The organism is Phytoactinopolyspora endophytica, assembly GCF_004138495.1.
GTDB classification, from domain to species: domain Bacteria; phylum Actinomycetota; class Actinomycetes; order Jiangellales; family Jiangellaceae; genus Phytoactinopolyspora; species Phytoactinopolyspora endophytica.
Genome location: NZ_ML142870.1, coordinates 56,164 through 56,418 on the forward strand (window position 1 = coordinate 56,164; position 255 = coordinate 56,418).

Genomic DNA, 255 nt, shown 5'->3' on the forward strand with positions numbered 1-255 from the left:
CATCGGCGACTGACATCACTGGCGGTACCCACCCACGCTGCCCGGTCCTGGCTCGAGCCCACGCGAGCCCAGGACCGGGCAGTTCTGTGTTGCGGCCCGCCGCCGGCTGATGGAGTGGGGACGAGGGAACGCACGGCGTACGTGTTCTAAGGTGTCGGCGTGACCGAAGAGCAGATCGTCGTCGCCGGCGAGGCCCTCATCGACCTCGTAGCCGAGCCCGGTGGGGCCTACCGGCCGGTACCCGGCGGCTCGCCG